This window comes from Lewinella sp. LCG006 (assembly GCF_040784935.1).
Lineage (GTDB): Bacteria > Bacteroidota > Bacteroidia > Chitinophagales > Saprospiraceae > Lewinella.
In genome coordinates, this window is sequence record NZ_CP160680.1 from 886,883 (window position 1) to 912,442 (window position 25,560).

Genomic DNA, 25,560 nt, shown 5'->3' on the forward strand with positions numbered 1-25,560 from the left:
ACTGAAAAACGCAAACACCATGAAGTTGGTCAAAAACATATCACCAGATCTTTACAGTCGCCACTGGTTACTGTTCAGTATGGCCTTACTCCTCTCCTTTTCTCCTCTTTTTGCGGAAGGTTTGCAAAAAGTTGCTCCTACAGAAGACGACTCACCCGTAATGCTGGAAACAGGAAGACCTGACTTCGGAAATTTCGCTGCCTTTAACGGCCCCGAAAACAGCCGTCTTTACGTAACCATCGGTGATTTGAACGAAAAAATCTTTCTGGCACTGTCTCCTGAATACGACGATGATGGTATTGTTTATCCGGGTCAATTTGCCCCACAATACCGGTTCCGGATTCGACGTGCGATTGACGGAGCAGTTGTACACGGTCCTTTCACCATTACTACCGCGAACGCCAACGCCAACAGCTGGAGCCAAACGGCTTTTGGCAACTACAGTGTCACTACGTTACAAGGTGGACAGTTGATGTACCAGTTTCAGCCCACGCAATTGGGCAACTATATTATTGAGTTCAGTGATGCTTCTTTTCCCGACTCCAACGAGGGGCAGGTAAATATTCCTTTTTGGGACATCACCGTAGCTAACAATGGCGTACCCATCGATGGGCGCGTGTGGTCGCGCAACTGGGCCTTTCGTACGCCTCAGCGCAATCCCACTTCATTGCCTGACTGTGATTGGAACCGGCAGTTCAATGGAACGCTTTATTCTTACACCACTGATGGTTTTGTATCTCGTATCGACTTCTCCGATGCCGGTATGCAAGGACTTTCTTTCAATATCACCTTTAACAGTTCTGGGCCTGGCATGTCGGGAAATTTGACAGAGGATAGAAAATCTATTCCTAATGTAAATGCGACGCTTAATTCTGCCGAACACCAAATTTTTCTTTCGGAACCAGATATTGTGCTGTTCCCCAGTGGTGTGTGTGGCCAATTGACTACGCCCACTTCCTTCAACTGTATCAACCAGGATAGTTTCTGTCTGGAGGTTTCCGTCACAAAACCGGGACAAGTAGAGGTCGTCTTGGATTTTAACCAGAATGGTATTCTTGATCCCGACTCGGAAGATGTGACCCTCGTCTACGAATTCACTGACAACAATCTCAGTGATTGTATCCCCTGGGATGGCTTGCGTGGAGATGGTACTCCTATTTCTGTTGGCGATACCATTGACCTGATTTTCTTCTACTCGCAAGGTATCCAGCACTGGTCAGCCTATGACGTAGAATACATGCGTAACGGTTACTGTATTGAAACCATCCGACCGACTTGTGAACCTAATATTTCTTCTAACTTTCTCTATTGGGATGATCGTAATATCATCGATGACCCCGGTACCGGAGCAGTAAAAGATGGTCGTAACGGATGTGCTTGTGAAACCAACTGTCGAAACTGGGACAACTTCAACATCAACTCCATGGACTGTAACAATTTCAATGATGAAACAACTACAGGATACGGGGATAAAAATACCATCAACACCTGGTGGTTTGCCAATACGACTACGGCAAGAAGAATCAACGTGCCTATTGTTCAAGGAATGATTGCCGGAATTGATACGATTTGTCAGGACGACCTAACCACTTGGGTTGCCAGCGACCTTGGTGCTACAGGTAACGTAACCTTTCTTTGGACTGGCCCCAACGGTTTCACTGCAACTACTGCTGATATTACCATCGGCATTCCAGGAGAATATTGTGTCGCCATTATGGACGATCTTGGTTGCTCCACCAACCTTTGCAGGGAGTTAACCGTACTTAACCCTAATGATGGCAGCCTGATCTACCCTACCACGCTAAGTGGTTGCTTGGGATCAACGATTGAGATCATTGCCACCGGGAATTTAAATGGTTATTCATACAGCTGGAGTCCGACCACTGGCCTGAATGACCCCACAAGTCCTTCTCCATCTTTCACATTTTCGGGTAATATTACTTATACGGTCACCATTACCGATCTAGCAACCGATTGTTCCTATACCCAAACGGTGGACATCACTGGCTTGATCGAGCCAGAACCTAGTTTCACGACAACGACGGGATGTGATCAAGGTTTAACCATCAACTTCAACAATACCAGCACTAACGGGGCTACTTACGCCTGGGATTTTGGTGATCCAACAACCATCACCGATATCAGTACTTTGGAGAACCCCAGCTATACTTATCCTGGACCGGGCGCTTATATGGCAACACTTACGGTTACGAGTATCGACGGTTGCGTCGCAATGTTTATACGGGAGGTCGTCGTCGTTGAGGTGCCTTTAATCGCGGACTTTACGGTAAGCTACAACAGCTGTAGCCCCGACATGGTGGAAGTACAGTTTACGAACACCTCCATTAATGGCGCCAACAATACCGATAGCTACGCCTGGACTTTTGGCAATGGCAATGGTTCCAGTACCTTGGAGAACCCAACCCTTACCATTAACGGTAACCAAACATTCACGGTTTCCCTGATGATTACCACGGCTGATGGCTGTACGGCGACCAGTGCCCCCCAGGAGGTCACCATCAACTTGGGTCCGCCAACCGATCAGTTCCCTGATTTGTTGCTGGTTTGTGCAGGTGATTCCGTTCAGATCACGCCTGGCGGTGATCCCGCTTTCACCTATAGCTGGAGCCCTTCTATCGGCATCAACGACACCAGCTCGCCACAACCATTTTTCAACCCAGCAGTAAGTACCACTTATACCGTTACGATCACGGCGGAGGGTACGGATGATTGTGTGATCATTGAAACGGTAGACGTAGTGGTGCCCCCAGCAGTTGGCCTGGATGTCAACGGAGGAGGTAATTTCTGTACCGCGACCACCACCCTCACCGCTACTGCTGATGTCCCCGCTACGATCAACTGGTTTGTAAACGACACGGTCGTATTTACGGGTGAACTATTCACACCAGTCTTATCTGGCACAACGACCTATACCATCATTGCGACGGATACCAACGGTTGTAGTGAAACGGAAGAAGTGACGGTCAGTGGTGGCCTCGTAAATATACAGGTGCCCGATACCGTGGCCGTTTGTTTGGGCGAAGACATTCTATTAAGTGTCACCAACCTCGACCCCAACGATACCCTTACGTACCTCTGGTCACCAGCAGAAGTGTTTGTTCCCGGCACCGAAACATCTGCTACGCCTGACTACATAGAGGTCATCGGGCAGCAAGAGGTGTCGGTAGTTGTGACCAATCAATTTGGCTGTACGACCACTGAAACGGTTCAGATAGCAGTTGTGGACCCGGCCATTGATTTGAGTTTTACCAGTATGATCGACTGTAATGGTGGAATCGTTTCCTTTACCAATACCAGCACAGCCGCCTTTGGCTATGTATGGGATTTCGGCGATGGAACAGGGCCCAACTTTGAGGAAAACCCAGTACATACTTACGCCAACTCTGGCACGTATACCGTTACCTTAGATATCGTCTATGACGTCAGTTGTGCGGAAGCATTCAGCATGCAAGTAGAAGTACAAGAGCCACAGATTTTTGCCGGCTTCACGTATGACATTACGGAATGTTCCGCTGATGCAGCCGTGATTCAATTCTTTGATACTTCCACCAACACCCTTAACAATACTAATAGCTGGAACTGGACGTTCGAGAATGCCACCCCAGCGACCAGTACGCTACAAAATCCGCAAGTCACCGTCAATACGGAAGGCCCTTTAACGGTAACCCTTACTATTGGTACGACTAACGATTGCGAAAATACTATTTCTGAGGTATTGGAGATTGATCTCGTTGATTTGGACATTTCCCTTTCCGACACCCTGGTGGTATGTCTGGGTGATGCTATCCAGCTCAATCCCGATGGCGATCCGAGTCTGACTTACAGTTGGACGCCGGTAACTGGCCTGGATGACCCTACGGCTATCAGCCCTATTGCAACGCCATTAACTACTACCACTTACGTGGCAACGGCTTATTCTACGGTTGGTGCCGACACCTGTTTTGTCACCGATTCGGTAGTGGTATTTGTTCCTGAAACAATCCTATTAGAGTTAGATCAGGAACCGGTGGTCATTACTTGTGGTGAAACGGTCGTGATCAACGCAACTGCTAATGTCGATATTGATGTTCAGTGGTGTAGTACCATTGATGGCGTTATTGGCACAGGTAGCAGCATCAGCATCAATCCTTTCCGGACAGATACCATTATTGCCAAAGCTACCGATGAGTTTGGTTGTATGGCCATGGACACTATCATTGTGGTCGATAATGGTGTAGATATAACATTGGGCGATGGTGGAGAAATAACAGCCTGTCAAGGTGTTGAAAGCACGCTTTTCGTAACGAATCTTGATGATCAAGACATCCTCACTTACAGCTGGAGTCCTGAAGAAAACATCATCGGCCCATCGGATGGAAGTAGTGTAGACATCATTGTCAATGAACCAGGCACCGTTATTTTCACTGCTATTGTGGCCAATCAATTTGAATGCCAGGATACGGTCATGTTTACGGTCACGGTACAAGATTTCCAGGGAGAAGTGGCCGACACTTTGCTGGTTTGTTACAATGAAGCTACACCAATCAACCCTGGTGGCAACCCGAATTACGAATATAACTGGTCACCAATAACAGGGCTTGACTTGAGCAATCCGGCTAACCCCATTGCTACCCTTACGGAAAACCAGACCTACCAGGTGACGATAACCGACCCCGTAACAACTTGTACTGATACGGATTCCATCGTCGTCATTGTACAGCCTGATCTTGATCTGCAAACCACGGGCGGCGATCAGCTCTGTGAAACAGCCCCAACGACTTTGACGGCAACTACAGCAGTACCCGCAGATATTGTTTGGTACCTCAATGACGAGATCATCGGCATGGGCAACTCCATCACCGTTACCCCTCCGAATATTGATGGTTGTTTCACCTATACGGCCATCGCTACCGATCCGCTGACTGGTTGTGAGCAGAGCAGTAGCCAGGAGATTTGTCTGCAAATTTTCACCGACGAGCTTCCACTGGAGAATGTCATCGTTTGTGCCAACGAGCCGACGCCTATCAACCCCGGCGGTGATCCTACCCTCATTTATACCTGGACCCCTGAGGATGAATTCATTGACTTGACGAATCCGTGGAATCCTGTTGTTACAACGGGAATGCCTTTGACTTACTTTGTCACCGTAGTAGACACTACTTTTGGTTGTTCGGTGACCGATACGATCAATATTGACATCGCTCCAGAGTTGAACCTTTCGATCAGCCCTGAAAGTATTGTACTGTGTGAACCTGGTGACGTAACACTGACCGCAAACACCGACTTCCCGGCAGAAAGTGTCAGTTGGTTCTTATTGCCTAACAATGAGCCATTGGGTACAGGTACGGAGATTACTTTTACGCCACCAGCTGGTGCCAGTCAGGTTTATGCGGTGGCGATGAGTGATGCGGGTTGTACCGAACGTGATACCATCAACATCAGTAACTTCCCACTAGATGTGGCCATTACGGATGCACTGGTCATCTGTGTACCTACCGCAACCGTTGACCTCTCCATCTTCAACAACGACTTAACGCAAGTGCTGACCGTCGCGTGGGAGCCAGAAGGAGTGCTCACGGCACTAGATCAACTGACCGTAACGGTAGACCCCAATATCACTAACAACTTTAGTGCAACTGTCACCAATCAATTTGGTTGTACGACTGTGCTAAACACCAGCGTAACCGTTATTAACCTGGAGGCAGACCTGACCATTTCTCCTCCTGATACCATCTTACTAGGTGAGTCTTCGACCATTACGGTAGAAGGTTGTGTTGGGTGTACTTACGACTGGGATCCAGATGATATTGACAGCCCAATCATTGTGGTTACTCCTACAGAGACTGGAAACAATGTTTATACGGTATTCGTCAACCAATTAGGTTGTGAGTACGACTTGGAAACCAGTGTTTTCGTTATCAATGGCGAATGTACCACGGATCGCGTCTTCCTACCCAATGCCTTCACCCCTAACAATGATGGAGACAACGATGTCTTACATATTCGCAGCAGCTTCCTAGACCAAATTACGGAAGTTGAGTTTCTCATTTACAACCGCTGGGGAGAAGAGATGTTCCGTACCCAAGACCCCTACCAAGGATGGGATGGTACCCACCGGGGTGAGCAACTGGCACCTGACGTCTATGGCTTCTACCTGCGGGTGCTATGCCCCAACGGTGATGAGCTTATCCAGAAAGGAAACATTACTATATTGCGGTAAGAAAACCTCCATTTAGGATAAATTAAGGATTGCGTTAAAAATCCATTAAACGGTCGGCTCCATCTTGTAGTCGACCGTTTTTTTTGGCAGCTTTGGTTCGTCAAAAAAATAAATCTCAGTTACTCAAAAGACTTGTTCTGCTGGGTCAGTTTGGTGGGAAAATTGATGCATTATCGACCACGCGAAGCCTTTTTTGAGGAGCCTAGCCGTAGCTAAGTGACTTAAAAAAGGCACAGTGTGGGAAGATAAGGCGCGATTTGCCCCCGAAATGATCCCAGCAGTACAAGTCTAAACTACAAACCCACTACTCATGAAGAAATTCATTCTGCTTTCCCTCTTTTTCGTTTGTGCCATTTTTAGCCTCCGTGCACAGACTGAAATCAAAATCAACCCAGTCGCGCTCCTTTTTACCGGTATCGGTGTTGGAGTAGAATACGGTATCAACAATGAATTCGGTATTGATCTCAATGCCCTGATCGTCGAAGGTGGCGGAGGGGTGTGGGTTGCTGGCAAATACTACTTAAATCCACGCCAGGGACTAGATCGGTTCCACGTTGGTATTTTTGCTGGAGCTATCTCTGAGCTTGCCCCCGGATTAGGCTTTATGATTGGCCAAAAAATCGTCTCTTCTTCCAATCGTATTCTTTTCGACATTGGTGTGGGCGTCGGTCGTAGTTTCGACGGTGGCGTTTTACCCTACGGTAGATTGTCTATCGGCTACCGATTTGGCAGTAGATAGTGTCATCTCGAAAACGGGAGGTCGGAAGTCGGAAGCATTGAACCTAACTGAATAGTGTTGACTAGTTTTACGATTATTTCCGACTTCCCGATTTCCTCCCGACACCTCGGAATCCGACTTCAAAAAGCCTTAACTTGAGCGCAAATAGTTTGCTCGAAAGATGATAACAACGGATGTGTGTATTGTAGGTGCTGGCCCGGGAGGAGCCGGAGCAGCCTTAAAGTTGAGTTATTTAGGCATTCCCTCTCTGCTGGTCGACAAAGCCTCCTTTCCGCGTGACAAAATATGCGGAGACGCCATCAGTGGCAAAGTAACCACTCTCTTACAACGGCTAGACCCCAAGATACTGGAGCGTTTTCGCAGCTTAGCTACCAACATTGATGTTTGGGGCATTCGCTTCATTCCTTCCAGTGGGAAGATTTTAGCCTTACCTTTTAAACCCAATTACGACAAAACGCAAGAAGACTCCCCCGGTTACGTCATGAAACGTAACGATTTTGATAATTTCCTGGTGGAAGAAGTTCGTCGCCGACCAAATATTGACTTCAGGGAGCATACTGAAATTACCAGCTATACCCGTACGGTGGATGGCTGGTTATTGAAGGATAAAAGCGGCGAATTGGTTGTTTCTTGCAAAATCCTTTTGGTGGCCGATGGAGCCTATTCCTATTTCAGTCGGCATATCGCAGGCCACACCAAAGATAATGCTCATTATGCGGCAGCATTAAGGGCTTATTATAAGGGAGTTACAGGCTTTCACGACGACAATTTTATTGAGTTGCACTTCCTGCCCGAACTCAATCCTGGTTACTTCTGGATTTTCCCGCTACCTAATGGTGGTGCCAATGTAGGACTTGGGATGCGCAGCGATTTTATTCAAAAACGGCGCTTGAACCTGAATGAACTCCTAACACAGGCTATTCAAAATCATCCTGAAATAGCGGCCCGTTTTGAGCATGCGACGTTGGACGGAAAGGTCGTCGGGTATGGCTTACCACTAGGCTCTAAACGGCGTTCCTTATCGGGCGACAACTATATGCTGCTCGGGGATGCTGGTCACCTCATTGACCCGCTGACCGGCGAAGGAATTGGCAATGCTTTTTACAGTGGCTTCATTGCTGCAGAACAAATACAAAAATGCCTGGCAGAAAACCGCTTCGATAAAGCATACTTACAGGCCTACGATGCCAGGGTAGACCGCGTACTGCGGGCAGAAATGCGTCTTAGTTATCAGCTTCAGCGCATCATGCGAATTGAATGGCTCACCAACCTCATTGCCAGTTTCATTGCCAATAATCCAAAGATCGTTGATCTTCTTTCTCGAATGTATAGTGATTTTGATTTACGAAAGCAGCTTGTACGTCCGTTTTTCTGGCTAAAAGTATGGTGGAACAAGGGGTTAATTGCTCGCTAAAAGTTGTCGGGATTTTATTCATCTCATGTATACAACCATCCGCTGCCTTCCTAACTCTTTATGGGGCAAGACAGCTTAACCGATACTTTAAAGCGATTGCTAACCCCAAAAAATGTCTTACAGACAACCTAGGCAAGGAAAATGCCTTAAAAAAACAATTCCGTGTAACATTTTGCGGAAATTAGAGTTAGAATTAATGTTGGCTTAAGTTTCATAACTAGTGAGTGTAAAGTTGAAGTCCTGTGGTGTTTATCCGCAGGGCTTCTTTTTTTTCCGCCCTCAACCCTAGATGGCTTTCCTGCGTTAAATTATTTGTCACTCTTAAAGGTATTTTTTTAGCTTTTATTACTTTTAGGAACAATCCTGTCTGAAGACTCATACGCTATGTGGAAACCTAAGCTCCTTATCCCTATTCTGCTATTATTACTCAATAGCTGTGCTAATTACAAGCTCAACTACGCTGTAGAAGCCCAAGATTGGGAAGAAAATCTTCCGCCCGACACCCTACCTCGCTATACCGTTTATCTGGTCGGGGATGCAGGAGGTGGGTTGAATAACTGGACTCCTCCTACCCTAACTGCACTCAAAGGCACCCTTGATAGTGCTTCAGACAACAGTGCGCTCGTATTTCTTGGTGACAACATCTATCCTGATGGCATGGCACCGAAATCTTACCCTAACCAAAGAGAGCAAGCTGAAATTGCACTTAACCAACAAATAGAAGCCTTTGCTGATTACCCCGGCTGTGTCTTTTTCGTTGCGGGCAATCACGATTGGAATGAATTTGGTGTAAAAGGAGTCAGTAGGCAAGCCAATTACCTGGACAAAACTACGGATGGTCAAGCTCAATTGTTGCCCCGGCCAGGATGCGGGGATCCGGTAGAGGTAGAACTTACGGACGACATCACCTTGCTGCTGCTTGATAGCCAATGGTGGCTTACCAATTGGGAGGGAGAAATAGAAATCAACGAAGGTTGCGAAGCTAAAAGCCGGGCTGATTTTGCGTTTCTGCTTCAGGAGGCCATGAAGAGTAATCGCCGTAAAGAGTTGATTGTTGCCATGCATCATCCTATTTTCAGCAATGGTCCGCACGGTGGGAAATTCACCTTTAGTGAGCATGTTTTCCCCCTGCGCCAACTCAATGACAACCTGTATGTTCCGCTTCCTGTACTTGGAAGTTTCGTACGCTTTTTACAAAGCTCCATTGGCACACGCCAGGATTTGGCCAACTCCACCTACAAAGATCTTCGTAACCTATTGCTCAGTCAGGCCAACACCATTGGTGATGTTATTTTTGCCGCTGGCCATGACCATAATTTACAATATTGGGATCGCGACCAACAACATTTCATTGTCAGTGGTGCAGGCTCCCGAAAAAGTGCTGCAAAAACTGGCAACGGTGCGCTATTCACTTACGGGGGGTACGGATATGCCCAACTCAACTACTATCCAGATGGCCAAGTCTGGGTACAATACTTTGCGGTCAACCCTCTAGGCGAGCAAGCCCTGGCATACCAACAAAAAGTAAAACCCAGTTATGCAGAACGAGGAGAGATCAAGTTAGAGGTTATCGAGAATAAGTTTAGTGAAGATGGCCAGCAAACGCTTCCTCTCAGTACTGTAGATTTCACCCGTACCAAGGCAGGAGAGACCATCTGGGGTAAGCACTATCGCGAGGCTTATGCCACGGAGATGACGATGAAAGAGTTGGATTTAGCTGCGCTCGGCCTGATCCCAGTAAAGAGAGGTGGTGGTTTTCAAACCAACTCTCTTCGATTGGAAGACCCTATAACCAAACGCCAATACACCCTTCGATCCATTGATAAAGACCCTAGCCGAACAGTCCCCTACCCACTCAATACCAACTTAGTGCTCGATGTTGTACAAGACAATTTCTCTGCCTCTCATCCCATTGCAGCACTAGCTGTGGCCCCTCTGGCAGAAGCTGCGGGAGTTTATCATGCCAACCCGGAAGTCGTCTATCTACCGTCTCAAGAGGCGCTTGGTGACTACAATAAAGATTACGCAGGAGCCATCTATCTTTTCGAGGAACGCCCAGATGATGAAGCTTGGCAAGATGCTGCTGAATTTGGCAACCCGGAAGACATCATCAGCACGTTCAACATGATTGAGGAAGTTCGTGAAAGTCATGATGAGCGTATTGACCAACGTTGGACCATCAGATCCCGACTATTTGACTTGATCATTGGAGACTGGGATCGCCATGATGACCAATGGCGTTGGGCCAAGATAGACAAAGGTGAAAATGAATATTACCGACCCATTCCTCGTGACCGGGACCAGGCTTTTGCAAATTACGACGGCTTTATTTTTAATATCGCCAGGAGGGTTTCACCAAAAAGTAAACAATGGAGGCCCTTTACCGATAAACTGGGGCGAACTCATTGGGCTACCTATAATGCGTTCTTATTTGACCAAAGCTTTTTGACCAACCTCAGTTGGCAAGATTGGCAAGAAGCCATCCAGCATTTGCAATCAACCTTAACAGATACCGTTATCGAGCGTGCTTTCGCTCAGTCCTGGCCTGAGCCTTTTCTCAGCAGGGATGCCCCGGCCATCATCAAAGCGGTTAAAGGGCGGCGAGATAAACTGCTGGATATCGCCAAAGATTACTACTCCTTTCTAGCCAAGCAAGTCGACGTTTTAGGCACCGATAAAAAAGACTTGTTCCTGATTGAAAGGCTGGATAATGAACATACCCGTGTCAGGGTTTTTGACACCAATAAAAAAGGTAAAAGAGAAGGCATTTTTTATGATCGCGTATTTCTCAGCAGTGAAACCAAAGATATTTATTGCTACGGTTTAGGTGATGATGATATTTATGAAATTCGTGGCGAGGTCAACTTTGGTATTAGGCTCCATTTGATTGGCGGAGAAGGGAATGACGAATTTGATGACCAATCCTTTACGAACAAAGCTGGTAAATCGATCGCTATCTATGATTTCATCAGCGAAAAAAATAGGCTGACCCATACCAATGATAGTAAAGATCGACGTAGTAAGCGCCCTCAGGAAAATCTGTACAATCGGCGAAGCAAGGCTTATTTACACAATTTCAATCAGGCACTACCTTTTGTTGGCTTCAACCCTGACGACCGAATTTTCCTTGGTTTCAAGGGCGTGTATACGCGTTATGCCTTTCGTAAAGACCCTCACGCCAGCCAGCATCATTATGGCCTGATTGGCTCTCTGAGTACTGGCGGGATTCGCGCCAACTATACAGGGAATTTTTCGAGTATCATTGGGCGCTGGGGCCTACAATTTGCTACCGAATTGCAAACGCCCTTGTACGCCAGCAACTACTACGGCCTGGGGAATGAGACCATCAACCCAGAAGAGATCCTGGGCCGCGACTATAACCGGTTGCGGGAACGCCGCGTCAATGTAGGCTTGAAGTTGGCTTGGCGCCCTAATGATCAGTTTGAGTTGCTATTAGGACCACGCTTTAATTCCACTCGAATTGAACGCACCGAGGGCCGTTTCATCGACGCTATCGGCGACCAGTTTCATCCGGAAATTTTTGATGGCATTGAGATGATGAACCTCGAAGCTAATCTACATTTCAACAATGTCGATCAGCCTACCTTCCCAACACGTGGTCTCAGATTCGAGCTGAATACTGGTTGGGCCGATCAATTAGACGAAGAAGAATACAACTTTCCCTTCCTGGAAAGTGAACTGGCCATGTACCAGCAGCTAGATAGTCGTGGTAAGTTGGTGTTGGCTAGCCAATTGGGGGTGTCCCATCGTTTTACCGAAAATTATCCCTTCTTCCTTGGTGCTCAACTCGGCGGTCTCGGGCCTGAAGGTAATCTTCGTGGTTTCCGGAGAGATCGCTTCACTGGGCGTACGGCATTTTATCACAATACCGACCTGCGCTGGAAAGCACTCTACTGGAACAACAATGCAGTACCTATGTCTATTGGTCTATCGGCCTCTTTTGATTATGGCAAGGTAAGCCTGGAAGACATTGAAAGTGAAAAGATCCACTACAGTTATGGTGGTGGTTTGTTTTTTACCCCTTTTGAATTGATGACCATCCACATCGGAGCTTATTCCGGTAATGGTGAAGAAGTACGCTTTCTCGTAGGCGGAGGATTTTTCTTCTAGATCAAGTCACACCCTAATCCCAAACCTGAACCGGCGTGCAAATACCCATCCTTTAAAACAAAACCACCCGTCACCAAATCGCGGGCTAGGTCCAGGCTGCCATCCAAATCCAGATAACGGGTAGCATTACTCGCCAGTGCCGCATGGAGTGCAGCTGTGATAGAAACAATGGATTCATCATTGCAGCCCCACATCAGTTCAATCCCCACACGTTCCGCAACAAAGGCAATACGTCGAGCCTCCGCGACGCCACCACATTTCATCAATTTTATATTAAAGATGCCGTAAGGCTGCCCTTCTGTTGCCAGCATTAGGGCATCATTGGCATTATGCAAATCCTCATCAGCAGCACAAAGCTTGCGCAAATCCGGAGGTAACGTCAGCTGGGCAGCTGGGCCACAGAGGGTATCACCCGCCTGTACTTTGCCGCGGTCGTGGCCTGCGGGAAACGGCTGCTCGTAGAATTCTACGGCCAAGTGCTGTGTGGCTTTTGAAAAATCGATTAGGTCTTGAGGTGTATATCCCTGGTTGGCGTCAATACGGATAGCAATATCAGGGCCAACGGTCGCTCTAAGTTTAGTGAACACTTCAACGTCTTCAGCTACACTCCTTCCTGTTTTTAGTTTTATGACCCGGAAGCCCGTTGCCATGTGCTCTCGTGCTTGCTCCAGCGTTTCTTCTACCGACAGGATTCCGATGGTAATAGAGGTAGGTAACTTCTTGTATTGCAGCCCCCACCAATCCACCAATCTCACCCCCAGATGACGGGTAAAGGCATCGTGCAGTGCCACATCTACCGCCGCCAAGGCCGCAGGTTGCTTCAGCATTAATGGCCGTAAGCTGGCCAAAATTGCGGGAAAGGTCTGTATCGTAGCGCCATGTAAAGCTGGCTCTGCTATTTCTTTAAGTACGCGTAAGCTATCCTCAACACTTTCGCCCGTGACCCCCGGCGAGGGAGCAGAACAACCAATACCACGGGTACCATCAGCGAGCTCTAGTACGAGAAAGACGTTTTCCACATCCGAGATGGTTTTAAACGCAATAGTATATGGACGAGTAAGCTCCAGGTTTTCCCGAATGATCTCTACTTTGGTGATTTTCATAAAAATGGTTGGATGGTTAGTTGGTTGAAAGTTGATTGTTGTTGGTTGTTGGTTGACCTTTCAGCATGTAAATACTTCCGACTTTCGATTTCCGACTTTAAATGGTTAGTTGACCTTCAACAATCAACTTTCAACCATCAACACGCTTGACATCGTCATGCCTTCGGCATACATGTACTTACTTCCGACTTTAAAATGGTTAAAATTCGTTCGTAACGAGCTTACTATTCATCCATTCTTCGATAGCTTCGGCTTCGATAGGGATGCGTTGAGTCAAATCCTTAGGGCCGTGGTCGGTAACCAGAATGTTGTTTTCTAGCCGGATACCTATTTTTTCTTCTGGAATATAAATGCCTGGTTCACACGTAAACACCATGCCTGCCTGTACGGGCAGATAGCGCTCACTGAGGTCGTGAACATCTAAACCTAAGTGATGGCTGGTACCATGCATAAAATAGCGTTTGTAAGCAGGGTGAGCCGGATCTTGGTTTTTTACTTGTGTTTTATCTAGTAAACCAAGCTGTAGGAGTTCCTCCTCCATCAGTTGACCTACTTCCTTGTGGTAATCCTCAAGGCTTACGCCTGGCAGCAATAACTTTATGGCCGCCTGTTGCACCCTCAACACAGCATCATATACCGCTCGCTGTCGGCTACTGAAACGGCCATTGACGGGAATCGTTCGAGTAAGATCAGCAGCATAATTGCCGTACTCTGCCCCAAAATCAAGGAGCAGTAAATCTCCGTCGCGACACGGACGGTTATTTTGGATGTAATGCAACACACAGGTATTCGCCCCGCTGGCTACAATGGGTTCATACGCATGCCCCGTAGCTCGCTGCCGAAGAAAGCTGGCGGTGATCTCCGCTTCTACTTCATATTCATGTACTCCCGGTTCCACCATTTTCAAGACTTGCTCAAAAGCTGCTCCGGTAATATTGACCGCTTGCTGGATGAGTTCCATCTCCAAGGGTGACTTGATCATGCGCAGCCGCTTGAGCAACGGGCCGGAACGGTGGTACTTATGCGCTGGATAGTGCATTTGCAACTCCTTGGCCAACCTTTGGTTTCTGGTGAGTACCGGGCTTTGGAACCGGTCGTGCTCATCAAGATTGACATACACCCGCTTGGCCAACAGCATCAACTCGTGTAGAATCGTATCCATCTCATCCAGCCAGTGCACCCGATCCACCCCAGATATCCGGCGAACATCAGCTTTACTCAATTGATCGCCTTCGTAACGAGATAACCGCTCTTCGTTTCTACGAACGAACACAAGCTCCTCAAAACCATCCTTGACACAAGAGGGAAATAACACAAGCACCGTCTCCGGTTGCTCTATGCCCGTCAGGAAAAACAACTCACTATTCTGTCGAAAAGGGAAAAAAGTATCACCCGATCGAGGCAGTAAATCATTGGCATAAAAAATCGCCAAACTATCAGCTTTTAGTAGCTGAGCATAGCGGCGGCGGTTGAATGAGAATAACTCGGCAGATATAGGATGGTACTTCATTATGCAAAGTTAAAGAACTATTAATTCCTTCCCAATGTTATTATCAATGTAAATTTAATGTTAACTTTACATTAATTAAAGATTAACGCCTTATGAAAAAGAAGTTATTTAAAGAGAAGCAACAATACCAAGGCAAGGATCTTATTGTTGCGATAATTGTCATCATGCTGCTCCTTACTTACCAGCTGATCGATAGTGTATTCATTTCTCACCAACAAAGTTGGCTGAACAACATCCTGTGTCTGGGGGTAATCATTGGCCTGGGCTGGTGGATCAAGTCCTTGTTCCAGCGTCAGCAGAAAAACATTGTTACAGACAAAAAAATCATCTGCAAAGTAGACTCTTGGTACCAGGATAAAAAGAAGATTCCTTTGGAAGACATCGAAAGCTGCGCGGTGGTAAAAACCCCTGTAGTAGCCCAGTGGCATGGTTCAAATATCGAAATGCCCAAAGAAGAAATGTGGTCCATCAACGGCCGAAACGGCCTGGCAATCGCTACCAAAAAGGGGGAGCAGATTTTTATCGGATCTTCCCGGGCCCAGGAGATGGCGCAGGCGATCAAGCAGGCTTTAAGTATCTGAAAGTTGGGTGAGTATAAGGGTTTAAAAGTCGGAAATCAGAAATCGGAAGTGGGAAGTATTTCCGACCTCCCATTTCCCACCTCCGACTTCAATTATCTTCTTAATTGCAGGTGCGCCTCTTGACCCATTTTTTTCTAACTTTTACACCCTTACACTTTTATCACTTTTACACCTGAATTATTCCTTCCAACGAATCCTCTTGGCTTTAGGCTTGATGAACACGGTTTGCTCGGAGGCAACCAACAATCGTTCCGGCGTGAGAAAATCCAGTGATTCGTACTGGGTAGCCAGAAAGAGCGATATCCGACGAGAACGCAACTTCCCTCGCAAAAAATGCCCTTCCGGATAATCAGTGAAATAATAAACATTGGCGGCAGAGTAAGGTATGAAACCCAATCGAAACTTGAAATAGTAAGCCAGCAAAGCCACTTGCCCCGTCTCTGGATGGATTGCGGCAGCCGTAACGGCTCTTTTTCTCAGTTGCAAACTATCACGTAATTCGGCCGTGTACTGTCCCGCTCTAGCAGGAACTACATAATGATAGGTGGTCAGGTTCGCCCGTTGAATGCGACTTTTGGTAAAAAGGTGAAGAGAATCCTGGTGCCAGAAAAAGGCCTCCACATCGTAAAAACGGTGATCAGGATAAGCAAACTGCAAACTGTCGATCTGCCCATTGTGGGGATCATAGCAGTACACCTGCAATTCGGAGCGTACCCGCCGATTGTCTCCAAAATCACCGATGTATAAGCGCCCTTGATCATCGTGCGTCAGGTCTTCCCAATCTTGATTAATGATACTGGGCAACGGAATTGCAGCTTGAATTTCGCCTCTCCCATTGGTAAGAAACAATTCGGCAGCATTTCCCCCGTCATTGAGCCACCAAAGACTATCTGCACTGTTTACCACCAAACCTGAAACCTCCCGTAGTTCAGCAGGTAAACAGAATTTCCGAGGGCTTTTTGATTGCCCAATCAAGGATAAAGATAGCAGGCAAAAGAGCACTAGAATGCCCGATTTCAGGTAATTATTTGAAAAAAAATAAAACTTTTTTATCATTTTTTTCTGATCATTTCATGCCCTAAAGCTTAGTAAATCAAGCATCTCTGAAGGCGATAGTTGCTTTAACAAAGAATTTGTCCTGTTTCCCAAAGATATGCGGCGAAAAGGATAATCTCACAAATCTGTTTTGGGAACTGAACAAAATCTTAATTTTTATTTTTAGTTTACACTGGTTTTACAAAGGCTTGATTTTTGGATATTCTTGACCGTTTTCCGACTTCGGTAAGGTGAAAAAAGAAAATTACTAATCGTAATTCCACCTAAGTCAATCACTTACTCCCTTGGCCCCAACCACTTATCACGACCAATTAATCGTTCATTTCCGTATCTTTGTAGGGACAAGCCACTTGTCAGCTCTGTAAGAAAGACTTATAGAGTCCCTAAATTAATATTGCTGCTATTTTGAACAAGACAACAACTTCTACTGCTGTTATGCCTTCAGAACGTCAAGAGATATTGCGGGATTACTATATCTGCTGTCTCAGTCGTGAACTCAGCCTGGTCATTCGCCGGGATGTACTGACGGGCCGCGCCAAATTTGGTGTTTCAGACGATGGCAAAGAGTTGTTTCAAGTAGCTATGGCCAAAGCTTACCAAGCTGGTGATTGGCGCGCTGATTATTACCGCGGGCACACCCTACTTCTGGCCCTCGATTTGGCTAAGCCCGAAGATATCCTTGCGCAGTTGTACGCCGATCCGGAAAACGACCCCTTCAGCGGTGGTCGCCAGATGGTAGGTCACCATATGACTCCCAACACCAATGCGGAGGGAGATTGGATTCCTCAACTTTCACAAGTCAACCTGTCCTCCGATATTTCTACCACTGGTGGGCAAATGGCACGCGCCACTGGCCTGGCTTACGCCAGTAAAGTTTATCGCGAAACCAAGCACCTCAAGGCACCTAGTTTTTCTGACAATGGTCAGGAGGTATGTTTTTGCTGTATTGGAGATGCCAGCACTAGTGAAGGTGCTTTTTGGGAAAGCCTCAACGCCGCCGGCGTACTTCAAATTCCCCTAGCCGTTACAGTGGCCGACGACGGCTACGGTATCTCTGTACCTACTGAGTACCAAACCATAAAAGGGAGCATCAGTGCTGCACTGGCCGGATTTGCCGCCGAAGGCGACCAGGAAGGCATGGCTATTTACCGCATTAAAGGCTGGGATTATCCTGCACTTTGTGAAGCATATACCAAGGGGATCAAGCAAGTACGTAAAGCACACCAACCTGCCCTCTACCACATAGAAGAATTGACCCAACCACAGGGGCATTCCACCTCTGGTTCGCACGAACGCTACAAAAGTGAAGAGCGCCTGAATTGGGAACAGGAATACGACTGTAACCGACAGTTTCGCCTGTGGATGCTAGCTACCGAAATCGCAGAAGAAGAGGAACTACTGGAGTTGGAAGCCAAAGCCAAAGCTGTCATTACCGAAGCCAGAACCCAGGCCTGGGATAATTTCCGGCAACCCATCAAACTCCTCCAGGAGCAACTCAACCAAGTCATTCAAAGCCTCCCAAGCAGCGAGGCAAAAGATCACGCGCTCAAAGAGATAGCTCAGTTGCGCACCCCCAGTCGTTCAGAGCTCTTAAGCATTGCCCGCCGCTTGCAGTTTGCTTTCTACGGGCAGGAAACACCCGCTCTCACGCAATTCATTGCACAAGAAAAACAGCATCTTCAGCAACTTTATAGTAGTCATCACCTCAGCGAAAGTCCCAAAGCTGCGCTGCGGGTTCCTGCGGTAGCCGCCACCTATCCGACCACTGCCAAAAACATCAACGGTTTTGAAGTGATCAACCATTTTTTCGACCGGGCATTAGCGCGTATTCCTGAGCTATACATCTTCGGCGAGGATGTGGGCAAGATAGGCGGAGTCAATCAGGGCATGGCAGGTTTACAAGAAAAATACGGCGAGCATCGCGTCTTTGATACGGGCATCCGTGAGTGGACGATCGTAGGCCAAGCCATAGGTATGGCCATGCGTGGCCTGCGTCCCGTGGCCGAAATTCAGTACCTCGATTACCTGATCTACGCATTCTCTCCCCTCTCCGATGATGCGGCGACGCTGCGCTGGCGTAGCAATGGCCTACAGCAGGCTCCCCTGATCATTCGTACCCGTGGGCATCGCCTGGAAGGGATCTGGCACTCGGGATCACCCATGAGTGTGCTGCTCGGCGGCTTGCGCGGAATGCACCTGTGTGTGCCTCGCAACATGGTGCAGGCTATCGGCATGTACAATACCTTGCTCCAAAGCGACGACCCCGGTATTGTGATCGAATGCCTCAATGGCTACCGACTCAAAGAAAGCTTACCCGACAACCTCGACACCTTTACCGTACCTCTCGGGGTACCCGAAACCATTCGGGAAGGTGCCGATCTTACGGTCGTTACCTATGGTGCCTGTATTCGCATCGTCGACGAAGCTGCTGCTACCCTGTCCAAAATGGGCATAGAGATCGAAATTATTGATGTGCAAACGCTTTGGCCTTTTGACCTAGAGCATCGCATCAGTGCCAGTTTACGCAAAACCAATCGCCTGCTCGTCGTCGATGAAGATGTTCCTGGTGGTGCCGCCGCCTACATCATGCAACACATCCTGGAGGACCAAGGTGGCTATTTCCAACTAGATGCTACACCAAGCACACTGACAGGTACAGCCTACCGACCTCCCTATGGCGACGATGGCAACTACATCAGCAAGCCCAATGTGGAAGATGTGGTGGAAAAGGTCTTGGAAGTGATAGCGGAGTAGTACCCTTTTCTTAGTTATTTGGGCGTATCCCCTCCGCTGAGCTACGGGGTCGCGCTGTTGCAGGGCGCGTTATTCACTTGGCCCCTCCCTGTGGTCGGGTCTGGTGCTGCGCACCACCCTTACACATCGCTTACGCAACAATTCGGCTAGCAGGGCCTAAATAAACAATCCCCTCCCCTTGCTGTTTGGTACTCACAAACTATACATCCAATGGATACTTCCGCCAAAAATGTGCTGGGCACCGAACTGCAAACTTGCTCCACCAATCCCCTGACGGGCTATTACCGCAATGGTTGCTGCCATACCGGACCGCAAGACAGTGGCCGCCACGTCATTTGTGCCCAGATGACCGAGGAATTCCTACACTTTACAGCCAGCAAAGGCAACGACTTGATGACGCCGCAACCTCACTATCAGTTTCCTGGTCTAAAGGCTGGTGACCGCTGGTGTTTATGCGCCCTCCGCTGGCGAGAAGCTTACGAAGCGGGGGTAGCACCGCCAGTGATCCTGGCCGCTACGCACGCACAGGTGCTCCAATATGTCACCATAGATATGCTCCACGCGCACGAGCTTACCAATCCATAAAGTCAAAGTGGTCTCAATTATTTCCGCCGTAACACTAGGGGTGATTATCTTGTGGATAAACAATTGTTACGAAATGGCCGAGTTGAGCGAGATCGTTTAAAAAGCGGTATCTTTATACCCAAACTAATATTTGCCGCCGCCGCCGACTCTTTAAATTACCCAGTGACCATGGAACCTCACTACCAACTTACCGACCAGCAATTCAGTCAACAATTTGCCGACTGCACCCTACCTCCACAATGGTTCAGCCATACAGCCCACTTGCGCTTAGCCTACATTCTTTTGCAAAAGCACAGCCTGAAGGAGGCCCGCCAATTGATGTGCTCCCAGATTCAAACTTTCGACCAAACATTCGGGGATGGCACCAAATACCACCGCACACTGACGGAAGCATCTATACAGGTCGTTTGGCATTTTATGAGCAAAAGCACAACGGCTACTTTCCCGGAACTACTCACAGCATTCCCGCGTCTGGTTAGTAATTTCAAAGACTTACTCCTGACCCACTACCGGCCAGAAACTTTATTCCCTCCACCAGCCAATACCGTTTATCAGCAACCAGATTTATTGGTGTTCCCGATGTGATTTTTTTTGAACCATATTAGGAATTATAAGGGCATTTAAGTTTTTTCTTTATGACCTGAAGGTCATGAATAGCTAAACACGACAAGTAGCAAATTAGCCTCGAAGGGATTTGATAATTTCTGACAAAATCTAGTCCTTATACCCTGTACGAAGTACCAAGTACAGTGAGTTTTGCCTTAGAGAAAGGCTGCTTTCAGGCTAAATTGCAAGGCAAAATTCACCTCCCTCACCCTTCAAACTTCGGGCTACGTTTTTCCATATTGGCGGCAAATGCTTCCAGCAGGTCATTTGAGAGCAGCATGGAGGCATTCCAGGCGGTCATGTAATTGAGGGATTCGGCTACCGTATGGTCACGAGCGTAGAGCAGGATTTCTTTGGTGCCCCGAATGCAGAGAGGAGATTTCGTAGCGATGGTTGTAGCAAGTTCTAATACACCTTTTTGGAGGTCTTCCTGGCTAGGATAGGTACGGTTACAAAGACCAATGGCGGCGGCTTCTGTACCTGCAACATTGCGGCCAGTATAGGCCATTTCAGCGACGATGCCAGGTTGCAAAATTTTGGGTAAGCGCTGCAAGGTGCCGATATCGGCCACCAAACCCAGGTCGATTTCCTTGATGGAAAAATAGGCGTCCTCGGTACAATAGCGCATATCGCAAGCAGCTATAATATCTACTCCACCACCGATGCAGGCACCATGAATGGCGGCAATCACTGGCTTGCGGCACTCCTCGATGGCGGTGATCGCGTTTTGCAATTTGAAGATAAACCCACGCAGGGCCTCGCGCTTGCGCCCTTCACAAGAGATGGTATGGAAGCGTTGCAGATTCATTAACACCGTAAGGTCAATGCCAGCGCAAAAATTGCGTCCTTCGCCTTGCAGGATAATCACCCTCACCTCAGGATGCTCGTGCAGTTCGCGGAAGATCAAGGGCATCTCCTCCCAAGCCTTCTCGTGGAGCGCGTTGGCCTTATCTGGCCGATTGAAACTGACGGTAGCAATGTGCTGATCGATGTGAACGAGGAAAGAGGTATACATGGGAGGATTGAAATTTGTTAATGAAAGGGGCTTTTACTGGACTACCCAAGGCACCTAAGGTATATTTTTTTTGAACCACCCAAGGCACCTAAGGGGTGTTTTTTTTTGAACCACAGGAGGCACGAAGAATAAAAAACTTAGGTGCATACCGCGACGTAGATATAATCTACGCCGAACGGGGGGAAATTTGTGTACATACCGACGTAGGCACAGCCAACGCCGAACAGAGGAAAGGATTTTTGAACCACCAAAGGCACCTAAGTAATTTGACGGAAATAAATCCAGCAACTTTCTCTGAGGATTTTTGAAATTTTTCACACAACTTTCCTGCCTACTCGGCGAAAGGCAGGCAGGCTTTCAGTCAGTTGTTTAGAAAAATTTAAAAAATCGAAAGTTGCTTGACTTATTTTTTTCCGTCCCTAAGAGAAAAAACTTAGGTGTCTTTGGTGGTTCAATTTCAGGTAACACAAACATAAAGCTGCCTACCAGTACGTACTCCCTGTAAACCTCCGCTCACTTCGGTACAACTGCATTCGTTGGTGAGCATATTGGTTGAAGGTGGCGGAAAGTAAGGCATCATAAGCGGTGAAAGCATCGGACCGGCCAGCTTGTTTTTGCTGGATGGCACCGACGGCATCACGAGCAGTCACCAGGGCCATGGTGATGCCGTGCGAGGAGACAGGATCGAGGGTGAGCGCCGCGTCTCCGATGGACAACCAGCCTGGCCCGTAGAAGGACTCCAACCGACTACTATCTGCTGCTATGAAGCGTGGCGTAGTGAGTGCATCAGTGGCCTTAGTGATGCGTGCAGCGGTGTGGGGAGCCGCTTCGTAAAGCTGCTTCCAACCGGCTCCTGTCCCCCATGTTTCTCGGTCTTCCTTTCCTGGTCGGCAGAAAAAGGTGGTCGCCAAGCGGTTGCCAGGTATCAGCGCAGTATACCACCAACCCGAAGGTGTGGTTTCAATTAATCCAGTGCTATCTAAAAAATCTGTTGGCATTTTCAGGAAGCGGATCAAGGCCAGTTGTTGGTGTTCATACAAACGAGCAACTCCTTGTCGGCGAGCCAGCCAAGCATTGCGTCCGCTACCATCAAGGATGAAATCAAAACGCTCTTGTGTGGGTTGACCATCGTTTAGCCAGCTTACTTCCCATTGGTCGGCTACAAATTTGGCGTTCTGCATTACCGCTCCTATGATCAGGTCCGCGCCTGTATCAACCGCTTTATGCACCAATTGCTTTTCAAACACCCGCCGATCCAGGTGCCAGCCTTGCCCCAGGGGATGTGCCAGGTAATCCCGATGTATTACCCTATCACTTCCCCACAGGGATTGGATACCGTAAGTAGGCAAGTGACTGGTATGCTGAAAGTCTTCCCAAAGCCCGAGCTCCATGAGCAAAGGTTGTACCGATGGGGGTAGGCTCTCCCCTACTTTTGGCTCCACTGGATCAGTGGTCAACACATCAGACCGGCGGTCGAGCAAGCTCACCTCCCACCCATTACGAGCGGCGAATATGGCTGCTGCTGCTCCCGCCGGTCCGGCACCAATGATGAGTATTTTTAAGTGAGGTTTGAATGATGCTACCGCCATTTACGCGGATTCATATCTACCCATTCCGGCCGTTGATGGTCTGCGGTAGAAGGCGTATCCAGGGATCTGCTGGTCATCATCTGTGGTTCATCCTGCACCGAGCGACCCGTTTCCACCCATACTTCTTTGGGAAACAGTTGCTCATCAGCATCCAGTTCGCGTTTGAGGATGATGCCAATTTTGTACCATTCTTCCGTAAACTTGGTGACGCCCTTCATCCGCTCAGCGATAGAACTGCCACCGGATTTCATCGTTCCATCTTCATTGTAAATAAAGCCCCGCAACCACTTCTTCCGGCTCGCCGGGCCGAAGGCTGCAAATTTATCATCAATGCTACTTTTTTGATCATTCAAGGTTGCAAAATCCTCTTCGGAGAGTACATCATTGGGCACCCGTGCAGGCCAGAAAGTTGGCAGATACTCTCCCGCATACGTCCGATAAGCGGACAGACAACTGGAGGTATCCGACTGCCAGGGTACCGCCATCCATTTGGTCAGGTCTCCGGGGGAGCTGCCGTCTAGTGGGCCGTTGGGCTCCATCACCACACTGTTGCTAATGGCGTAACCGAAATCCTCCTTGGGTGTTTTCCGGCGTTTGATACGGAAAGGCTCATCGCCACAAAACATGATCGCGTGCCGCATGGGCCAGGTGAATTCACAACCTGGATGAAAGGGCCCGCCCAGGGTTTCTTCCAAAGCTGCTACTGTCAGGCCATTTGCTTGTTCGGCAGGCGTCATTTCTTCCCACTTGCGGTGCTGTGGTGGAGGTTCTACGACAAAGTTCCCATGGGCCCATTGCTCCAAATAATCGTACTTTAATTGGGTTATGGCAAACCAGGCACGAGGATTGGTAGAATTGATATTGAAGGTTACTCCATCCCCATAAAGAGGTGGCCAGGCGGCAGGTTCCAGTTTTTTATACGCGGGATTACGGAAGGATTCGAAAATCACCTGCCGGAAAGGTCGATTTTCATCACTCGTATCCGTCAACCGCTTGAGTACTTGCTCATTTTCAAAATCGTAGGCACTACCCCAACCAAAATCACGGCTCACGCCAGCATTCACCCACTGGTTGTTACTTAACTGTTTTAGAGTAGGATAGATATCCGCATAAAATGAAGGGCAATCTTTTTTCACACCAGGATGCAAGCTGCTGGCCACATCTTGCAACAGCTCGTAACCGGTAGAAAAAGCCTGAACGCCTACTGCATAATTAGGTGGAGCCGTAAGTACCCAGGCACCTTTGGCGTTAAGCTCCCTCCCATCAGGCAAGGTCACTTTGGCATCTACTGGCCCATCCGAAGTATCGTCATGCCAGCCTTGGTTATTGGCGAATGTCGTCAAGGGTGCGGGCTTTTCTCGAAAAGAATCTGATTTTCCCCAGCCACCTAAAAAGAGAAGTCGCCCCTGGTTATCGGTGCGCAACTCGCCCAAATAAACTTCTTTTTCAATATGACCAATAGTTCCTTTAAAGTGATAGCGTGCGCCATCGGGGTTGGTGTTCCTACCGGTGATGTGCTGGGCCCGAGCTTCAATCATCAGCTTTTTGCGGTCTTCACATTCGTAGTCTGGATTACGCCGCAGGCTTAGCACTTCGGGGCCTCCGGGGGTGGCATTGCCGTTTTCGTCGTATTCTCCTTTGGCGGTAGGGGTATCGAGGGCAATATCGAAATTATACCAGGAGGCTTTCTTATTGGCCACGTCTACCCGCCAGTCGATCTTCACGCCGTGGTCTTCATTCAATTCTCCGAGGAAGTTACCTTCTTGATCTAAGCCATAGATGAAAAATTGGGCAGCCTGGCGTTTGATACGGCCTTGCTGATCGCGAAAATTATCCTTATCCATAGCCGTTTGTCCGGGAATAGTGGGGCCTATGAAATACTCGTTCGGGGCATTTCCTACCCTCGCAATACCGATAGCCGGATAGATAGCCACCGTGTGTACTTTTTTTAAATCCATTTGAATATGAGTTATACTTAGAGCATGTTTGGAGCTTGCTTACACCGAAAACCAAGCATTTAGCAACCTGGCGTCACTCAAAATCACTTACTTGACCCGCCAAGCGCGTGATTTTGAGTTTAGCCAGAACGCTAAATCATTGATTTTCAAAAGTAATCCGCTCCAAACATGCTCTAAGGTGTAAAATATAATAAAGTGTACCCGCTGGTGTACACCGAAAACAAACACTGCATTTTTAGGGGAGGTAATGAAGACCATCTAAGATAGGGATATTCTGACAAAAGATGGTAAAAGCAGGC

At 47.9% G+C, this 25,560-nt stretch carries 14 protein-coding genes; 8 read left to right on the plus strand and 6 right to left on the minus strand.

From position 1 onward, the window contains the following. The first annotated feature begins 19 nt into the window (after positions 1–19). The 4 genes from AB0L18_RS02980 to AB0L18_RS02995 all read left to right on the plus strand — a co-directional run bounded on the left by AB0L18_RS02980 (position 20) and on the right by AB0L18_RS02995 (position 12,504). On the plus strand, positions 20–6,220 hold the full coding sequence (locus tag AB0L18_RS02980; protein WP_367391098.1) for a PKD domain-containing protein: 6,201 nt from the start codon (positions 20–22) through the stop codon (positions 6,218–6,220). 310 nt (positions 6,221–6,530) lie between these two features. Next, positions 6,531–6,959 carry a hypothetical protein gene (locus AB0L18_RS02985; protein ID WP_367391099.1) on the plus strand — a complete coding sequence of 143 codons (429 nt, stop codon included), beginning with the start codon at positions 6,531–6,533 and terminating at the stop codon, positions 6,957–6,959. 160 nt (positions 6,960–7,119) lie between these two features. Further along, positions 7,120–8,373: an NAD(P)/FAD-dependent oxidoreductase gene (locus AB0L18_RS02990; protein ID WP_367391100.1), complete on the plus strand. Its 1,254-nt coding sequence runs from the start codon at positions 7,120–7,122 to the stop codon at positions 8,371–8,373. A 384-nt stretch (positions 8,374–8,757) separates the two neighbouring features. Further along, a complete protein-coding gene (locus AB0L18_RS02995) occupies positions 8,758–12,504 on the plus strand; it encodes a BamA/TamA family outer membrane protein (RefSeq protein ID WP_367391101.1) in 3,747 nt (1,248 codons plus the stop codon). On the opposite strand, the gene AB0L18_RS03000 is transcribed toward AB0L18_RS02995, so the two are convergent. Beyond that, positions 12,501–13,607, minus strand: a complete 1,107-nt coding sequence (locus tag AB0L18_RS03000) for a mandelate racemase/muconate lactonizing enzyme family protein (RefSeq protein ID WP_367391102.1) — start codon at positions 13,605–13,607, stop codon at positions 12,501–12,503. The genes AB0L18_RS02995 and AB0L18_RS03000 overlap by 4 nt on opposite strands. A 199-nt stretch (positions 13,608–13,806) precedes the next feature. Then, positions 13,807–15,117, minus strand: coding sequence for an aminopeptidase P N-terminal domain-containing protein (locus AB0L18_RS03005; RefSeq protein WP_367391103.1), 1,311 nt, complete (start codon positions 15,115–15,117; stop codon positions 13,807–13,809). A 92-nt stretch (positions 15,118–15,209) separates the two neighbouring features. On the opposite strand from AB0L18_RS03005, the gene AB0L18_RS03010 reads away from it, so the two are divergent. Beyond that, positions 15,210–15,698: a hypothetical protein gene (locus AB0L18_RS03010; RefSeq protein WP_367391104.1), complete on the plus strand. Its 489-nt coding sequence runs from the start codon at positions 15,210–15,212 to the stop codon at positions 15,696–15,698. A gap of 177 nt (positions 15,699–15,875) precedes the next feature. Here the strand turns inward: AB0L18_RS03010 and AB0L18_RS03015 are convergent, their stop codons facing one another. Next, positions 15,876–16,754 carry a hypothetical protein gene (locus AB0L18_RS03015; RefSeq protein WP_367391105.1) on the minus strand — a complete coding sequence of 293 codons (879 nt, stop codon included), beginning with the start codon at positions 16,752–16,754 and terminating at the stop codon, positions 15,876–15,878. Between the two features lie 435 nt (positions 16,755–17,189). On the opposite strand from AB0L18_RS03015, the gene AB0L18_RS03020 reads away from it, so the two are divergent. From AB0L18_RS03020 to AB0L18_RS03030, 3 genes are all read left to right on the plus strand, one after another. Further along, the gene (locus tag AB0L18_RS03020) at positions 17,190–19,508 is read left to right on the plus strand and encodes a thiamine pyrophosphate-dependent enzyme (RefSeq protein ID WP_367391106.1); all 2,319 of its coding nucleotides are present in this window, start codon (positions 17,190–17,192) and stop codon (positions 19,506–19,508) included. A 210-nt stretch (positions 19,509–19,718) separates the two neighbouring features. Further along, on the plus strand, positions 19,719–20,093 hold the full coding sequence (locus AB0L18_RS03025) for a DUF2237 family protein (protein ID WP_367391107.1): 375 nt from the start codon (positions 19,719–19,721) through the stop codon (positions 20,091–20,093). A 168-nt stretch (positions 20,094–20,261) separates the two neighbouring features. Continuing rightward, positions 20,262–20,678 (plus strand): hypothetical protein, encoded by a 417-nt coding sequence (locus AB0L18_RS03030; RefSeq protein ID WP_367391108.1) that lies wholly within the window; start codon positions 20,262–20,264, stop codon positions 20,676–20,678. A 226-nt stretch (positions 20,679–20,904) separates the two neighbouring features. Here AB0L18_RS03030 and AB0L18_RS03035 read toward each other — a convergent pair whose 3' ends face one another. The 3 genes from AB0L18_RS03035 to AB0L18_RS03045 form a co-directional block, all read right to left on the minus strand. Beyond that, a complete protein-coding gene (locus tag AB0L18_RS03035; RefSeq protein WP_367391109.1) occupies positions 20,905–21,714 on the minus strand; it encodes a crotonase/enoyl-CoA hydratase family protein in 810 nt (269 codons plus the stop codon). Between the two features lie 482 nt (positions 21,715–22,196). Next, the gene (locus AB0L18_RS03040; protein ID WP_367391110.1) at positions 22,197–23,303 is read right to left on the minus strand and encodes an NAD(P)/FAD-dependent oxidoreductase; all 1,107 of its coding nucleotides are present in this window, start codon (positions 23,301–23,303) and stop codon (positions 22,197–22,199) included. Further along, on the minus strand, positions 23,294–25,261 hold the full coding sequence (locus AB0L18_RS03045) for a LodA/GoxA family CTQ-dependent oxidase (RefSeq protein ID WP_367391111.1): 1,968 nt from the start codon (positions 25,259–25,261) through the stop codon (positions 23,294–23,296). Before AB0L18_RS03045 ends, AB0L18_RS03040 begins: the two co-directional genes overlap by 10 nt. Between the last annotated feature and the right edge of the window lie 299 nt (positions 25,262–25,560).

What these genes read in the sequence shown, in the direction of transcription:
- AB0L18_RS03040 (WP_367391110.1), bottom strand. Translation starts at nt 23,303, where the DNA reads ATGGCGGTAGCATCATTCAAACCTCACTTAAAAATACTCATCATTGGT.
- AB0L18_RS03015 (WP_367391105.1), bottom strand. Translation starts at nt 16,754, where the DNA reads ATGATAAAAAAGTTTTATTTTTTTTCAAATAATTACCTGAAATCGGGC.
- AB0L18_RS03020 (WP_367391106.1), top strand. Translation starts at nt 17,190, where the DNA reads ATGCCTTCAGAACGTCAAGAGATATTGCGGGATTACTATATCTGCTGT.
- AB0L18_RS03010 (WP_367391104.1), top strand. Translation starts at nt 15,210, where the DNA reads ATGAAAAAGAAGTTATTTAAAGAGAAGCAACAATACCAAGGCAAGGAT.
- AB0L18_RS03045 (WP_367391111.1), bottom strand. Translation starts at nt 25,261, where the DNA reads ATGGATTTAAAAAAAGTACACACGGTGGCTATCTATCCGGCTATCGGT.
- AB0L18_RS02985 (WP_367391099.1), top strand. Translation starts at nt 6,531, where the DNA reads ATGAAGAAATTCATTCTGCTTTCCCTCTTTTTCGTTTGTGCCATTTTT.
- AB0L18_RS03000 (WP_367391102.1), bottom strand. Translation starts at nt 13,607, where the DNA reads ATGAAAATCACCAAAGTAGAGATCATTCGGGAAAACCTGGAGCTTACT.
- AB0L18_RS02995 (WP_367391101.1), top strand. Translation starts at nt 8,758, where the DNA reads ATGTGGAAACCTAAGCTCCTTATCCCTATTCTGCTATTATTACTCAAT.
- AB0L18_RS03030 (WP_367391108.1), top strand. Translation starts at nt 20,262, where the DNA reads ATGGAACCTCACTACCAACTTACCGACCAGCAATTCAGTCAACAATTT.
- AB0L18_RS03005 (WP_367391103.1), bottom strand. Translation starts at nt 15,117, where the DNA reads ATGAAGTACCATCCTATATCTGCCGAGTTATTCTCATTCAACCGCCGC.
- AB0L18_RS02980 (WP_367391098.1), top strand. Translation starts at nt 20, where the DNA reads ATGAAGTTGGTCAAAAACATATCACCAGATCTTTACAGTCGCCACTGG.
- AB0L18_RS03025 (WP_367391107.1), top strand. Translation starts at nt 19,719, where the DNA reads ATGGATACTTCCGCCAAAAATGTGCTGGGCACCGAACTGCAAACTTGC.
- AB0L18_RS02990 (WP_367391100.1), top strand. Translation starts at nt 7,120, where the DNA reads ATGATAACAACGGATGTGTGTATTGTAGGTGCTGGCCCGGGAGGAGCC.
- AB0L18_RS03035 (WP_367391109.1), bottom strand. Translation starts at nt 21,714, where the DNA reads ATGTATACCTCTTTCCTCGTTCACATCGATCAGCACATTGCTACCGTC.